This is a genomic window from Pararhodobacter aggregans (assembly GCF_003075525.1).
In the GTDB taxonomy this organism is placed as follows: Bacteria; Pseudomonadota; Alphaproteobacteria; order Rhodobacterales; family Rhodobacteraceae; genus Pararhodobacter; species Pararhodobacter aggregans.
Map to the genome: position 1 here is coordinate 94,424 of NZ_QDDR01000012.1, position 14,708 is coordinate 109,131.

Below are 14,708 nucleotides of genomic sequence, written 5' to 3' on the forward strand. Positions count from 1 at the left end.
CTCCTGTGGATCAGGCGGGGCTTGCGAAACGGGCGCGGCCGGCCAGCCCCTTGGGCAGCGAAGCCAGCAGCGCGCGGGTGTAATCGGTGGCGGGATGGGTCAGGACCTGCCGCGCCTCGCCGGTCTCGACGATGGCGCCCGCGCGCATCACGAGGACCCGGTCGCAGATCGTGCCGATCAGCCCGAGGTCGTGGCTGATGACGATCAGCGTCATGCCGAGATCGCGCTGCAGCGCTTGCAGAAGCTCGATGATCTCTTTCTGCACCGAAACGTCCAGCGCGGAGGTGGGCTCGTCGGCGATCAGGATGTCGGGGCTGGTCGCCAGCGCCCGGGCGATGCCGACGCGCTGACGCTGGCCGCCCGACAATTGGTGCGGATAGCGATCCAGCAGCGCGGGATCGAGGCGTACAAGCTCCATCAGCGCCCCGGGGCTGCGCCGCTCGGCGCGGGGCAATGCCTGCATCGCCTCGGACAGGGCCCGCCGGATGGTCTTGCGCGGGTTGAGCGAGGCCTGACTGCCCTGAAACACCAGCTGGATCCGGCGCGACAGCGCGCGGCGCCCGGCCCGGTCGCGGGGCTTCAGCGGAGCGCCTTGCAACAGCACGGTGCCGCTGGTTGGCAGGTCGAGCCCGATCAGCAGCCGCGCCAGCGTCGACTTGCCCGAGCCGCTCTCGCCGACGATGCCCAGCACCTGCCCGGCATGGACCTGCAGGTCCGAGGGACGAAGCGCCTGCACCTGCCGCCGGTCCCAGAGCCTTGCCACGGCCGAGCGCGCGCGCGGATAGGCGCGGCTGACCGCGCGGGTCTCAAGCACCACGGGCGTGTCGGGTATCCGGCCCTCGCCCGGCAGGCCGATCCGGGGGATCGCCGCCAAGAGCTTCCGCGTATACTCGGCCCGCGGCGCCCCCATGACCTGCGCCGCCTCGCCCATCTCGACAATCCGGCCCTCGTGCATCACCGCGATGCGGTCGGCGAATTCCCCGACCAGATCAAGGTTGTGCGAGATGAACAGCAGCCCGATGCCGCGCGCCCGGCACAGATCGACCAGCAACCGCGTGATCTGCTCCTGCACGGTCACATCCAGCGCCGTGGTCGGCTCGTCCGCGATAAGCAAGGCGGGATCGCAGGCGATCGCCAGCGCGATCATCACCCGCTGCCGCATCCCCCCGGACAGTTCATGCGGATAGAGGGTGAGGCAACGCTCGGCCTCGCGGATGCCGACCTGGGCCAGCAGATCGATGGCCCGACCGCGCCGCGCCGCGCCGGACAGGTCGGTATGCGCGGCCAGCACATCGCCGATCTGCCGCCCGACCGGAAACACCGGGTTGAGCGAGGTCATCGGATCCTGGAAAACCATCGCCACCCGCCGCCCGCGCATCTGTCGCAGCGCCGAGGCGGACAGCGACAGCACGTCCTCGCCCTGCAGCAGGATCCGCCCCGCAGTCCGCGCCGCGCCGTCCAGCAACCGCATCACCGACAGGGCGGTCACGCTCTTGCCCGAGCCGCTTTCGCCGATGATCGCCAGCTTCTCGCCGCGCGCCAGATGCAGCGAGACGCCGCGCACCGCGTGAAAGGTGCCAAAGCGGACATCCAGATCCTCGATCTGCAACAGCGCATCCATCAGGCGGTTTCCTTCGGCAGGCGGGTGCGGCGGCGCGGGTCGAACAGGTCGCGCAGGCCGTCGCCCAAGAGGTTGAAGCCGATCACGGACAGGAAAATCGCCAGACCCGGGAACAGCGACAGCCAGTATTCGCCGCTGAACACCGTCTGCTTGCTGTCCGCCAGCATCGAGCCCCAGCTGGGCATCGGTGGTTGCACACCGAGGCCGACGAAGGACAGCGAGGCTTCGATGATGATGCCGATGCCCACCAGCACGCTGGCCTGCACCAGAAGCGGCGACAGGATGTTGGGCAGCACGTCGCCGAACAGGATCGCCGCGCTGCCGGTACCCGGCAGGCGGCGGGCATCGACATATTCCTGCTTCAGCTCGGCCAGTGCCAGGCCATAGGTGATGCGCGCGATGCCGGGGAAGAACAGGACGCCCACCAGCAGCACCAGTTTTGCCTCGTTCGACAGGCTCACCGGGCCGATCTGCGTGGCGCCGGTGCCGACGATGCCGACCACGGCGATGGCCCAGATCAGCACCGGGATCGCGGCGAAGATATCGACAAGACGCATGGCCAGCTCCTCGAACAGGCTGCCGGCGGCTTCGGCGGCGGCTAGGCCCAGCGAAACGCCCAGCACCATGCCGATCACCACGATCCCCAGGCCGATCGCCAGGGACGAGCGCGCGCCCCAGAATGTGCGCGCCAGCACGTCGCGCCCCAGCGCATCGGTGCCGAACCAATGCTCGGCCGAGGGCGGCAGATAGGTGTCGAGGATGCTGGTCGCGGTCGGCGAGGGCAGCGGCAGTACCGGAGCCAGCAGCGCGATCAGCCCCATGGCCAGGACCAGCGCCAGGCCCAGAAGGGCGACAGGAGAGCGGGAGAGCGCGGACATGATCCCTCCTCAGGTCGCGAGGCGCGGGTTCAGCGCGCGCTGGATCAGATCGGCAGCGGTCGAGGCCAGCACGAACACGAGGGTAATCAGCAGCACGATGGCCTGGATCATCGGGTAATCGCGCTGGAAGATCGCGGTCAGCAGCGCATTGGCAAGGCCGGGCAGGTTGAACACCATTTCGACAATGACGGCCCAGCCGAACATGTAGCCATAGGACATGGCCGCCATCGAGACGAAGGGCGGCAGGGCGTTGCGCAGCGTATAGACATAGCGGGTGCGCGCCGGCAGTCCCAGCGCCACGCCGGTACGGGTGTAATCCTGCCCCAGCACGTCAATCAGGCTGGCGCGCATCAGCCGGGACATGGCGCCGATGTAATAGATCGCAATCGCCAGCGCCGGCAGCAGGAGCGAGGACAGATGCGGCCAGACCCCGCGCGCCCAGGGGATCACGCCCACCGGTGGCAGCCAGCCCAGTTGCACACCCACCAGCCGCATCAACAGGAGGCCCAGCCAGAACCCCGGCACCGACAGCGCCGCCATGGCGAGGATGCGCACGGCATGATCGGGCCAGCGGTTCTCGCCATAGGCCGAGGCCGATCCCAGCGCGACCGACCCCACCACCGCCAGCACGAAGGCCAGCGTCACCAGTTCCAGCGTCAGCGGCAGCGTCTCGGCCAGCCGCTGGTTCACCGATTGGCCGGTGACATAGGAGCGGGCGAAGCCCTCGGCCGGCAGCGCGCGCAGCCATGCCAGGTATTGCACGGCGATGGGCCGGTCCAGGCCGTGCTCGGCCTCGAAGGCGGCGAGGCTCTCGGCGGGCGCGTCGGCGCCCAGCACCAGCCGCGCGGGCGAAACGCCGCCCAGCCGGGTCAGCGCGAAGATCATCGCGCTGACCACGAAGAGCACCATCAGGGCGCTGGCGAGGCGGGTCAGAACCGGCATCTCAGGCCGCGAGCTTCACGTCGCGAAGCCGCAGGGTGATGCCGGTGTTCACCGGCATCTCGGTCACGTCGGCGCCCCAGAGATTGAAGGCCTTGGGCGTACCGATGAAGGCCGCCGGGGCCTCGTCGGCAAGGATTGCCTGTGCGCGGGCCAGGATCGGCGCAAGATCCTCGTCGCGGGCCGCGAAACTCTCTTCGATGGCCGCGGTCAGCGCCTCCGAGCTGAAACCGGTGCCGACATTGAGCGACTGGCCCGGCATGAACAGGGCGTTCATGATGAAGGTCGGATCGGTCGTCCCCACCACGGCCCAGAGCACCGACTGGTGGTTGCCGCCGAAGATGTCGCCGAACATCTGCCCTGTCTCCAGCGGCTTCAGTGTGACGGTGATCCCCACCTCGGCCAGGGCCGCCTGGATATAGAGCGCGGTGTCGCGCACATCGAGCAGGTAGGCGTCGGTCGGATAGGTCAGTTCGAAGGCGGCGTTCCCGGCATGGGCGCTGTCGGCGAGCGCGGCACGGGCCGCCTCCAGATCCATCGACAGCCGGGCATCGGCCTCGGCGGAATGCAGCGCCGAGGCCGTCGGCACAAGGACCGAGGTCTCCTCGAGCAATCCGCCATAGATCCGCTCGGCAATCGCGGCGCGGTCAAAGGCGCGGGCCACGGCGATGCGGAAGTTCCGGTCGTCGAACGGGGCTTTGGCGCAGTTGTGCATGAGCATCATCGCCGCCCCGAGCGCCGGCTTCGACGCCCCCGAAAAGCCGCCGCCCTCGGCCGTCAGGCGCAGGAAATCGCGCGCCGCAGGGCCGCCGACCACATCTGCCGTGCCGCTCATCAGCGCGGCGAGACGGGCGTTCGCCTCGCCCGCGATCTCGAAGCGGACGACATCCCAATCGGGCGCCTCACCCCAGTAATCGGGATTGCGCAGCAGTTCGACATAGGCGCCGGTCTGTGCCTCGGAGAAGATCGCAGGCCCGGTGCCCAGACCCGCGGGGGCGCTCTGGAACGCGTCCGCCGCCGCCTCGCGCGAGCCCTGGGGGAAGATGCCCATGTATTTGGTCATCGACGAAAGAAGCGGGCGGTAGGGCCGCGAGAGGTGGAAGCGGACCTCGTAATCGGACAGGACCTCGACGCGCTCGATCGCCGTCCAGTAGGACCGGCGCAGGGCCTCGTTGGCCGGATCGAGCATGTAATCATAGGAGTATTTCACATCCGCCGCGGTGAAGGGCGCGCCGTTGTGGAACCGCACCCCCTCTCGCAGACGGAAGGTATAGGTCAGTCGATCCTCGGAGATCTCGGGCAGGTCGACGGCCAGCTGGGGCACCAGATTGCCGTCCACATCCACCTCCAGCAGGTTCTGGTAGATCAGCTGGCTGACCGCCATCGCGTCATGGTTGCTCTGGTTCAGCGGATCCAGTGTCGAGGGGTTCGACGGGATCGTCGCCACCAGAACCTTGCGCCCCTGCGCATCGACGCGGGTGGCGAAGCCCCCGGCGAGGCTGGCGGTCAGGCTGGCGGCTGTAGCGAGGAAATGTCGGCGGGACAGCATGGCAGTTTCCTTTCGGACGAAGGGGTCAGAGCTGGGCAAGCAGTGCGTCGGTGGTGGTGACCTCGGCCCGCGTGGCAAAAGGCACGCGCAGCAGGGCTTCCTGCGCCGCGGCGTCCGGCTCGAAACAGCCGTCGGCGATCAGCAGGATCCGGTAGTCGAGGTCGCTGGCCTCGGCCAGGGTCGAGAACACTACCCCCGAGGTGGTGATCCCGGCCATCATCAGCGTGTCGATGCCCCGCGCCCGGAGCGAGAGGTCAAGATCGGTGCCCTTGAAGGCGCTGACGCGATGGGCGGTGATCTCGGTATCGCCGCTCCCCCGGAGGGCATCGGGGATCGCGTCGTTGGTGAACAGACCGAAACTGCGGATCATCTGGCCGTTCTGGTTGTTCGCGCTGATCTCGCGGTAATCGGGGCTGAAACCGATCCGCACCAGATAGACCGGCACCCCGGCCCCTCGCGCAGCCCCGGCAAGCCGGGCCATGCGCTGGACATAGGCGTCGATACCCGCCTCGGCAAAGAGGGCGAGGATGTCGGTCTGGTAATGCAGCAGGACAAGCGCGCTGCGGCGGGGGTCGATCGGCATGGGGCTCTCCTCGATGGGCTGACTGCGCGCGCTTTGGGGAAGGCTGTGAATGAAACCCAGCGACAAGGCGCCGGCGATCATCGCACGCCGTGTCGGCCCTGTCCCCTCGCCCCTCCTGTCGCCCGCGTCTCTCATGTTGGAATCACCCGATGAATCGTTTCATCAACTCTAATGAAACGATTCATCAGCCGTCCAGTGTTTTCTTACACGGATTTGCGATCAATGAACCCGGGCGCCAGCGGGAATGCCGGGGCCGGGGCGGAACGGGCTTTGGGATCAAGGCGTTGCAGCAAAAGCTCGGCCGCTTCGGACGCGACGCGCCGGCTTGGCAGCACCACCGCCGAGACGGCCGGCCGGCAGATGGACAGGAACGGATCGTCCCCGATGGAGATCACCGAAAGATCCCCCGGGCAGGCGAGTCCGGCTTCCTCCACCGCACCCAGCACCGCGGGAATGTCATGGACATTGGCCACGACCGCATCGACCGGATCCTCGGCCTGTAGCGCGGCGCGGAAGGTGGCGGGGTCGAAGCGCCCGGTATGCACGACCTCGAGCCTCGCCCCGGAACCAAGGCCGTCGCGCATCCCGGCCACCTGCTCGCGCCCGGTCCAGGTGTGTTCATGTCCGGCAATCAGCAGCACCCGCTTCCGCCCGCGCCGCCGCAACGCCTCGGCCGCCATCCGCGCGCCGGCGCGATGATCGGTGCGCACCGAGGGGAAACGCCCGCCGGTGTCGCGCTCCCACAGCACCACGGGAATCCCCATCGCTTCGAGCCGGTCGAGCAGTGCCGCATCCTCGTCCGAGCTGATGGTCAGCACGAGGCCGTCCACGCTGCGCTCGGCCATGAAGCTCAGCAGGCGTTCCTCGGCCGCGGCGTCGTTCTGGAAATCCCCGACGATGGGCGCGAAACCATGGCGGCGGGCGATTTCCGAGGCCTGCGCCACCAGCGTCGCGGCGACCGGCTGCCGCAGGTCGGTGACGATGATGCCGATGGCATGGGTGCGCCGCGTGCGCATGGTCCGGGCCGAGACATTCGGGCGATAGCCCAGCTCTCGGATCACCGCCTCGACATGGCGGCGCAGCTCTGGCGCGACGGTGGCATTGCTGTTGACGATGCGCGAGACGGTGCCGAGCGAGACATTGGCGCGCCGCGCAACGTCCTTCATCGTCGGTGTTCGATCAGACCTCATGGTGAACAAGCTCGCCTATGTACCTGCCGGATGATAGCCGCCGACTTGCGACGGATCGAGGGGCCTCGTGCGTCGGCCTGTGACTTAGGGCCCCTAAGTGCTCGGGACTCCGTCGATTTCCAGTCTTGTATCGCCCCCGGACGAGAAGCCACCTGCGGCGGGCGTCGTCAAGACGCTGCTCATGTCCGTTTGGCACCGTCGGTCCTTGGCATCGCCATAACTCATCTGTGGCCCTGATCCCCGGTCGCGTCGGGGATGCCGCCACAACGAGGCATGGACGATCTGACAGAGCCCCTTCCGACCGGCGCCGGGCGGCGACGTCGGGCCGGGTGGTGTGGAACCATACGGAAACGGTCGGGTTCCCTTAGCGGGAGGACTTCCGCATGAGCTTTCGCCGCGACCATCTCAGCCGACGCATCTTTGACTGGGCGCAGACCGCGCTTCCCAGCCTGTCCAAGACCGAATCCGAAGCCATTGCGGCGGGTGAGGTGCATTTCGAGGCCGAGCTTTTCACCGGCAATCCCGATTGGTCGGTGCTGCGCGGCGTCCCCGCGCCCCGCCTCACGCCCGAGGAACAGGCCTTTGTCGACGGCCCCTGCCGGCAGTTCTGCAACCTCATCGACACCTGGCAGATCGACCGCGTTGACGCCGACCTGCCGCCCGAGGCCTGGGCCTTCCTGCGTCGGCACGGGTTCTTCGGGATGATTATCCCCAAGGAGCACGGCGGCCTCGGCTTTTCGGCCTATGCCCATTCCGAGGTGGTGCGCTACATCTCCAGCCATTCGGTGGTCGGCGCGGTGACGGTCATGGTGCCCAATTCCCTGGGCCCGGGCGAGCTGATCCTGCAATTCGGCACCGAGGCGCAGAAAGCGCACTGGCTGCCGCGCCTCGCCAGTGGCGAGGAGCTGCCCGCCTTCGGCCTGACCAGCGAACAGGCGGGCTCGGACGCTTCGGCCATGGTCGATGAGGGCGTGGTCTGCCGTGGTCCGTGGCAGGGCGAGGAGGTGCTGGGCATCCGCCTCAACTGGGCCAAGCGCTACATCACCCTGGCGCCGGTCTGCACCGTGCTGGGCCTCGCCTTCAAACTGCGCGACCCCGAGGGGTTGCTGGGCGACGATCCCGAACCCGGCATCACCTGCGCACTGGTTCCGACCGACCTGCCGGGGGTCGAGACGGGGCGGCGGCACATGCCCTCGGGGACCATGTTCATGAACGGCCCGACCGAGGGGCATGACGTCTTCATCCCGCTGGAGAACATCATCGGCGGCCCCGATTATGCCGGGCGCGGCTGGATGATGCTGATGAGCGCGCTGGCCGCCGGGCGGGGCATCTCGCTGCCCTCCCTCTCTGCCGCCGCGACCGCGCTCTCGGCCCATACCACCGGCGCCTATGCCCGGATCCGCACCCAGTTCAACCTGCCCATCGGCCTGTTCGGCGGGGTGCAGGAGCCCTTGGCGCGCATCGCCTCGAACGCCTATGCCATCGACGCCGGGCGACGGCTGACCACCGCGATCCTCGATCAGGGCAAGAAGCTGGCGGTGATCTCGGCGATCATGAAGTACCACGCAACCGAGCGGATGCGCCACAGCGTCAACGATGCGATGGACGTGCATTCCGGCAAGGCGGTGATCGACGGGCCGCTGAACTATCTGCAACCCGCCTATCGCGCCATTCCCATCGGCATCACCGTCGAAGGCGCCAATATCGTCACCCGCAACCTGATTATCTTCGGTCAGGGGGCGATCCGCGCCCATCCCTATCTGCTGGACGAAATGAATGCGCTGCAGGAGCCCGACCGCGAGAAGGCGCTCGATGATTTCGACCGGCTCTTCTGGGCCCATGCCGGCCATGCCACCAAGACCGCCTTCCGCGCCTTCGGCCGATCGCTGACCGGCAAGGGCCCGGCCCCGCGCGAGGCGGGCAAGGCGCGCGACCTCTATGGCCGGCTGTCGCGCTGGTCGGCGGCTTTCGCCCTCACCGCTGACCTCGCGTTCCTCACGCTGGGCGGCGCGCTGAAGCGCAAGGAGATGATCTCGGCCCGGCTGGGCGATGCGCTGTCCCAGATGTTCCTCGTCGCCGCGGCGCTGAAGCGCTGGGAGGATGACGGCCGCCCCGAGGCCGATCTGCCGCTGCTCCGCCATGTGGCCGAGACCTCGTTCCAGGCCATCGGCGAGGCGCTGGATGCGGTGATCGCCAATTTCCCCGCCCCCTGGGCGCGCTGGCTGTTGCGGATCGTCACCCGGCCCCGGGCCCATGCCCGCGGCCCCTCGCATGCGCTGATCGAGAAGGTGGCGATGCTGGTCTATCACCCCTCCGAGACCCGCGACCGGCTGGTCGGCCGGCTGCATCCCGGCGCGGCCGACAGCGGGCTGGGCCTGCTGGAACACGCCTATCGGTTGGTGCTGGATACCGAGCCGCTGCGCAAGCGCCTGCGCGACCTGAAGAAAACCCCCGATGCCGCGCGCAATGCCGGGGTGCTGTCCGATGCCGACCTCGCCCGCCTGACCGAGGCCGACGAGGCCGTGCGCCGCGTCGTGGCGGTGGACGATTTCTCGCCCGAGACGCTGGCGCGGCTCTATCCGGGCCTCACCCCGCCGCAGCCGCCGCAGCATCGCGAGGCCGCGGAATGAGCCGCCCGGTCTATATCGTCGACGGCGCCCGCACCCCCTTCCTGAAGGCGCGCGGCAAGCCCGGGCCCTTCACGCCCGTGGATCTGGCCGTGCAATGCGGTCGCCCGCTGCTGGCGCGCCAGCCCTTCGCGCCGCAGGCCATCGAGCTGGTGATCCTGGGCTGCGTCAATGTCATCCAGGACGAGATGAACCCGGCCCGCGTCGCCGCGTTGCGCCTTGGGCTCGGCGAGCAGACCGTGGCCTTCACCGTGCAGATCAACTGCGGCTCGGGCATGCAGAGCATCGACACCGCCTATCGCTACATCCGCGACGGCAGCCATCAGATGATCCTGGCCGGCGGCGCCGAGGCGCTGAGCCACGCGCCGCTGGTCTATCGCCACGAGGCGACGGAATGGTTCGGCGAACTGGCACGGGCGAAGTCGCCCCTCGCCAAGATGAAGGCGCTGAGCGAGGTGCGGCCCAATTTCTTCTCGCCCGTCATCGGGCTGGAACGCGGGCTGACCGACCCGATAACGGCGCTGAACATGGGCCAGACGGCCGAAGTTCTGGCACATCGCTTCCACATCGACCGCGCCAGCGCCGATGCCTATGCCGTGGACAGCCACAAGCGGCTTGCCGCGGCGCAGGTGAGCGGCGCCCTGAAGGGCGAGGTGATGCCCGCCTTCGACCGCGAGGGCGGCGTGCATGAGGCCGATGATGGCGTCCGGCCCGACAGTTCGCTCGACAAGCTCGCCAAGCTCTCGCCGGTCTTCGAGCCGCCTTTCGGCAAGGTGACGGCGGGCAATTCCAGCCAGATCACCGACGGCGCCTCCTGGGTGCTGCTGGCCTCGGAAACCGCGGTCGAGGCGCATGGCCTGACGCCGCTGGCCCGGATCGTGGACAGCGAATGGGCGGCGCTGGATCCCGCGATCATGGGGCTGGGGCCGGTCCTGGCCTCGACGCCGCTGGCCCAGCGGCACGGGCTGTCGGTCGGCGACATCGACCTGTGGGAATTGAACGAGGCCTTCGCTGCGCAGGTCCTTTCCTGCCTCGCCGCGTGGCAGGATGACGCGTTCTGCCGCGAGGTGCTGGGCTATGATGCCGCCTTCGGGCGGATCGACCGCGACCGGCTCAATGTCGATGGCGGGGCGATCAGCCTCGGCCATCCGGTCGGCACCAGCGGCAACCGCATCGTGCTGCACCTCGCCAATGCGCTGAAGGCCCGCAACCTGCGCCGCGGCATCGCCACCGAATGCATCGGCGGCGGGCTGGGCGGCGCGATGCTGCTGGAGGCCGCATGACCGATCCCATCGACACTCTGACCGCCGATCCCGCCGCCGAGGCGGGCGCCGATGCCCCGCGGCCCGCCGGGCTGACCTGCTGGCGGCGGAGCGATTCTGCGGGCGTCGTGACCCTCTGGCTCGATTGCCCCGGGACCGGGACCAACGTCATTTCGGAAACCGTGCTGCGCGAGCTGGACCAGCTGCTGGGCGATCTGGCCGGGGCCAGGGCGCTGGTGATCCGCTCCGCCAAGCCCTCGGGTTTCGCCGCGGGTGCCGACATCGACGGCTTCGCGGGCCTCGACCGCGACGCGGCGCTGAGCCTGCTGAACCAGGGCCATGCGGTGCTGGACCGGCTGGCCGCGCTGGAGATCCCGACCGTGGCCGTGATCCATGGCCATACCCTGGGCGGCGGGCTGGAACTGGCGCTGGCCTGCGACCGGCGCATCGGCCTCGACGGGGTGAAGGCGGGTTTCCCCGAGGTCCAGCTGGGCCTGCACCCCGGGCTGGGCGGCACCTTCCGGCTCACCCAGCGCATCGACCCGATTGAGGCGATGCAGGCCATGCTGACCGGCAAGACCATCCACGACCGCAAGGCCAAGCGGCTGGGCCTGCTGGACGCGCTGGTCCCCGCCCGCCATGTCGACGCCGCCATCGAGGCCGCCTGCACCGGCCAGCTGCCCGCGGCCGAGGACGGGCTGAAGGCGGGCGCGCTGCGGCTGGCCCCGGCCCGCAGCCTCGCCGCGACCCGCATGCGGCAGGAGGCCGAGAAAACCGCACCCCGCCGCCATTATCCCGCCCCCTATGCGCTGATCGACCTCTGGCACGACCACGGCGGTGACCCGGAGGCGATGCAGCGGGCCGAGATCGCCTCGTTCGCGACGCTGCTGGAAAGCGCCACGGCGCAGGCCCTGATCCGCGTCTTCTTCCTGCGCCGCCAGTTGAAGGCGGGGGCGAAGGGGGACTCGGGCATCACCCATGTGCATGTCATCGGCGCCGGGACCATGGGCGCCGAAATCGCCGCCTGGGCCGCGCTGCGCGCCAAGCGCGTGACGCTGGAGGATGTGGCGCTGCCGCCGCTGGGCAAGGCCGTCAGCCGCGCCGCAACGCTTTACGAACGCCGCCACCTCTCGGGGATCGAGGCGCGCGATGCCCTCGACCGGCTGATGCCCGACCCCGAGGGGCTGGGCCGCGCCCGCGCCGATCTGGTGATCGAGGCCGCGCCGGAGCGTGCCGCGCTGAAGGAAAAGATCTATGCCGGGCTGGTCGATGTGCTGAAACCGGGCGCGATCCTGGCCAGCAATACCTCCAGCCTGCGCCTGACCGATCTGGTCGATGCCGCGCCTGATCCCGCGCGCTTTGCCGGGCTGCATTTCTTCAACCCCGTCTCGCGCATGCCGCTGATCGAGGTGGTGGCGCACGAGGGGCTCGCGCCCGGGGTGCTCGACAGGCTCTGCGCCTTTGCCGGCGAGCTGGATCGCCTGCCGGTGCGGGTCCGCGAGTACCCCGGCTTCGTGGTGAACCGGGTCCTCGCGCCCTATATGCTGGAAGCGATGCTGATGCTGGACGAGGGGCTGGACAAGGCCCGCATCGACCGCGCCGCGCTGGCTTTCGGGATGCCCATGGGGCCGGTGACGCTTGTCGATCAGGTGGGGCTCGACATCTGCCTCGACGTGGCGCGCTCGCTGGCCTCGGGCGTGGCGCAACCCCTGCCCGAGCCGCCCGCCTGGCTGCGGGAAAAGGTCGCGAAGGGCAAGACCGGCAAGAAGGCCGGCAAGGGGCTTTATGATTACGCGCGGGAATCCCCGCCCGAGACGGCCGGCGAGGCGGACGAGGATCCGGCGATCATCGACCGGCTGATCCTGCCGATGTGCAACGCCGGGATGGAATGCCTGCGTCAGGGCGTGGTGGCCGATGCCGACACGCTGGACGCGGCGCTGATCTTCGGCGCGGGCTGGGCGCCGTTCCGGGGCGGGCCGATGCATTACGCCAGGGTCCGGGGCGACGTGCCCGCGCGGCTGCGCGCGCTGGAACAGCAGTTGGGTCGCCGCTTTACCCCCGATGCCGGGTGGGACAGCCTTGGCTGAGACCTCGCCGATCATCGCCCCGGCCGAGGACATCGCCGAAGCCCTCATCGCCCGCTGCGGGCCCGAGATCCGGCTCGCCTTGCCGCTGGGTCTGGGCAAGCCGGTCACGCTGCTGGACGCGCTGACCCGCGCCGTGGCCCGGCGGCCCGAGGTGCGGCTCTCGATCCTGACCGCGCTGACGCTTGAGCCGCCCGAGGCGGACAGCGGCATGGCCAAGCGCTTCCTCGGCCCGGCGCGCGAGCGGCTGTTCGGCGCCTATCCGGTGCCCGACTATGCCAAGCGGCTGCGCGACGGCACCCTGCCCGCGAATATCGAGGTGGCGGAATTCTTCATGCTGGCCGGGCGCTGGCTGGGGGTCGAGGCCGCGCAACGCCATTACATCGCCGCGAATTACACCCATGCGCTGGAGGTGGTGCGGCGCTGGCGGCCCAATCTGGTGCTGCAGCTGCTGGGCGAGGATGCGGAGGGCACGCTCACCCTGTCTTGCAACACCGACATCACCGCCGACCTGCTGCGCGACCGCCACGCCGGTCGGCTCGATTTCCTGATGGCGGGCGAGACCAACGCGAACCTCCCGGCCCTGCCCGGACCCGACGCCACCCTGCCGCGCGAGGCGCTGGCCTTCCTGTTGCAGGATCCGCCGAATTTCGAGCTTTTCTCGGTCGTCAAGCGCCCGGTCGGCGCGGTCGAACACGCCATCGCCCTGCAGGTCGCGGGGATGATCCGCGACGGCGGCACGCTGCAGATCGGCATCGGCGCCATCGGCGACGCGGTGGCCCATGCGCTGATCGCCCGGCACGAGGGGCGCCTTGCTGCGTTGCAGCAAGACCGCCCCTTCGCCGCCCCCCTGCCCCGCGAACTGGCCAGCGACGGGCCGTTCCGCCAAGGCCTCTATTGCGCGACCGAGATGCTGGTGGACGGGCTCCTGCACCTCTTCGAGGCCGGGATCATCACCCGCGAGGTCGAGGGCGCCGCGATCCACGCGGGATTTTTCGTGGATTGTCGAAATTTCTACGAAAGGCTCCACGCCCTGCCCCCCGAGCAGCGCGCCCGTATCCAGATGGTGCCCGTCTCCTTCACCAACCAGCTTTATGGCGACGAGGCCGCCAAGCGCGCGGCCCGGCGCGACGCGCGCTTCGTCAATTCGGCGATGAAGGCCACGCTGCTGGGCGGAATCGTCAGCGATGCCACGGCCGAGGGGCAGGAGGTCAGCGGCATCGGCGGGCAGTTCAACTTCATCGAACAGGCCTTCGCGCTGGAGGGCGCCCGGGCCATCATCACCCTGCCCGCGACACGGCAGAGCAAGGGCAGGCTGCGCTCGAACATCCTCTGGGAGCATCCGCATGAAAGCGTGCCGCGCGCTTATCGCGATCTGGTCGTCACCGAATACGGCGTGGCCGATCTGCGCGGCAAGCGGGACGAGGAGGTGGTCATGGCCATGCTGCGGATCGCCGACAGCCGTTTTCAGCTCGGCCTGATGGCAAAGGCGCAGAAGGCCGGGAAGCTGGCGCGCGATTTCACCCTGCCCCCGGAATGGCGGCGCAACACGCCCGAGGCGCTGGAGGGCTGGCTGCGCCCCAAGGCGCTGCCGGATTTCCCCTTCGGCACCGATTTCACCCCGGTCGAGCAACAATTGCTGCCGGCGCTGGACCGGCTGTCGCAGGCGCAGGGCGACAAGAGGGCGCTGGCCGGGCTGATCTGGCAGGGAATCCGCGGCGGGGCCGGGGCGCGGGCCCGGCATGTCGCCGCGATGCAGCGCATGGGGTTGGATGCGGCCGCGACGCTGGGCGAGCGGCTGGAAGGCTGGGCGCTGCTGGGGGCGCTGGAGGCCAGCGAAAGGCGACCTTCGCCGCCCTGACCGCAGGGCGCCCCGCATCCCGCAGGGAACCAATCCCGCACCCGGCCGTTGACCTGCAGCGGGCGGGCGCCCCGCCGCCTTGAGCCCGGATCCGAAATCACAGTCGAAGATCGC

At 69.3% G+C, this 14,708-nt stretch carries 10 protein-coding genes; 4 read left to right on the plus strand and 6 right to left on the minus strand.

All coding sequences use genetic code 11. The features are described from left to right. Nucleotides 1-10: 10 nt before the first annotated feature. From DDE23_RS19945 to DDE23_RS19970, 6 genes are all read right to left on the minus strand, one after another. A complete protein-coding gene (locus DDE23_RS19945; protein ID WP_107754268.1) occupies nt 11-1,621 on the minus strand; it encodes a dipeptide ABC transporter ATP-binding protein in 1,611 nt (536 codons plus the stop codon). Beyond that, nucleotides 1,621-2,499 (minus strand): ABC transporter permease, encoded by an 879-nt coding sequence (locus DDE23_RS19950; protein ID WP_107754270.1) that lies wholly within the window; start codon nt 2,497-2,499, stop codon nt 1,621-1,623. Before DDE23_RS19950 ends, DDE23_RS19945 begins: the two co-directional genes overlap by 1 nt. Nucleotides 2,500-2,508: 9 nt before the next feature. Continuing rightward, the gene (locus tag DDE23_RS19955; RefSeq protein ID WP_107754272.1) at nt 2,509-3,441 is read right to left on the minus strand and encodes an ABC transporter permease; all 933 of its coding nucleotides are present in this window, start codon (nt 3,439-3,441) and stop codon (nt 2,509-2,511) included. A 1-nt stretch (nt 3,442) separates the two neighbouring features. Beyond that, on the minus strand, nt 3,443-4,987 hold the full coding sequence (locus DDE23_RS19960; RefSeq protein ID WP_107754274.1) for an ABC transporter substrate-binding protein: 1,545 nt from the start codon (nt 4,985-4,987) through the stop codon (nt 3,443-3,445). Between the two features lie 25 nt (nt 4,988-5,012). Further along, the gene (locus tag DDE23_RS19965) at nt 5,013-5,570 is read right to left on the minus strand and encodes an isochorismatase family protein (RefSeq protein ID WP_157958092.1); all 558 of its coding nucleotides are present in this window, start codon (nt 5,568-5,570) and stop codon (nt 5,013-5,015) included. Between the two features lie 203 nt (nt 5,571-5,773). Beyond that, complete coding sequence (locus DDE23_RS19970; RefSeq protein WP_170121896.1) at nt 5,774-6,736, minus strand: LacI family DNA-binding transcriptional regulator; 963 nt, start codon at nt 6,734-6,736, stop codon at nt 5,774-5,776. A gap of 407 nt (nt 6,737-7,143) precedes the next feature. Here DDE23_RS19970 and DDE23_RS19975 point away from each other — a divergent pair, with 407 nt between their 5' ends. The 4 genes from DDE23_RS19975 to DDE23_RS19990 are packed head-to-tail and all read left to right on the plus strand — an operon-like array spanning nt 7,144 to nt 14,594. Then, a complete protein-coding gene (locus DDE23_RS19975) occupies nt 7,144-9,390 on the plus strand; it encodes an acyl-CoA dehydrogenase (RefSeq protein ID WP_107754280.1) in 2,247 nt (748 codons plus the stop codon). After that, complete coding sequence (locus DDE23_RS19980) at nt 9,387-10,670, plus strand: acetyl-CoA C-acetyltransferase (RefSeq protein WP_107754282.1); 1,284 nt, start codon at nt 9,387-9,389, stop codon at nt 10,668-10,670. The genes DDE23_RS19975 and DDE23_RS19980 overlap by 4 nt, the downstream gene beginning before the upstream one ends. After that, the gene (locus tag DDE23_RS19985; RefSeq protein WP_107754284.1) at nt 10,667-12,736 is read left to right on the plus strand and encodes a 3-hydroxyacyl-CoA dehydrogenase NAD-binding domain-containing protein; all 2,070 of its coding nucleotides are present in this window, start codon (nt 10,667-10,669) and stop codon (nt 12,734-12,736) included. Before DDE23_RS19980 ends, DDE23_RS19985 begins: the two co-directional genes overlap by 4 nt. Continuing rightward, complete coding sequence (locus DDE23_RS19990; RefSeq protein ID WP_238150067.1) at nt 12,729-14,594, plus strand: acetyl-CoA hydrolase/transferase C-terminal domain-containing protein; 1,866 nt, start codon at nt 12,729-12,731, stop codon at nt 14,592-14,594. The genes DDE23_RS19985 and DDE23_RS19990 overlap by 8 nt, the downstream gene beginning before the upstream one ends. Nucleotides 14,595-14,708: the final 114 nt, after the last annotated feature.

Bases quoted from the DNA above. Each gene is read 5' to 3' on its own strand.
- DDE23_RS19980 (WP_107754282.1), top strand. From the start codon at position 9,387: ATGAGCCGCCCGGTCTATATCGTCGACGGCGCCCGCACCCCCTTCCTG.
- DDE23_RS19975 (WP_107754280.1), top strand. From the start codon at position 7,144: ATGAGCTTTCGCCGCGACCATCTCAGCCGACGCATCTTTGACTGGGCG.
- DDE23_RS19950 (WP_107754270.1), bottom strand. From the start codon at position 2,499: ATGTCCGCGCTCTCCCGCTCTCCTGTCGCCCTTCTGGGCCTGGCGCTG.
- DDE23_RS19985 (WP_107754284.1), top strand. From the start codon at position 10,667: ATGACCGATCCCATCGACACTCTGACCGCCGATCCCGCCGCCGAGGCG.
- DDE23_RS19970 (WP_170121896.1), bottom strand. From the start codon at position 6,736: ATGAAGGACGTTGCGCGGCGCGCCAATGTCTCGCTCGGCACCGTCTCG.
- DDE23_RS19945 (WP_107754268.1), bottom strand. From the start codon at position 1,621: ATGGATGCGCTGTTGCAGATCGAGGATCTGGATGTCCGCTTTGGCACC.
- DDE23_RS19965 (WP_157958092.1), bottom strand. From the start codon at position 5,570: ATGCCGATCGACCCCCGCCGCAGCGCGCTTGTCCTGCTGCATTACCAG.
- DDE23_RS19960 (WP_107754274.1), bottom strand. From the start codon at position 4,987: ATGCTGTCCCGCCGACATTTCCTCGCTACAGCCGCCAGCCTGACCGCC.
- DDE23_RS19955 (WP_107754272.1), bottom strand. From the start codon at position 3,441: ATGCCGGTTCTGACCCGCCTCGCCAGCGCCCTGATGGTGCTCTTCGTG.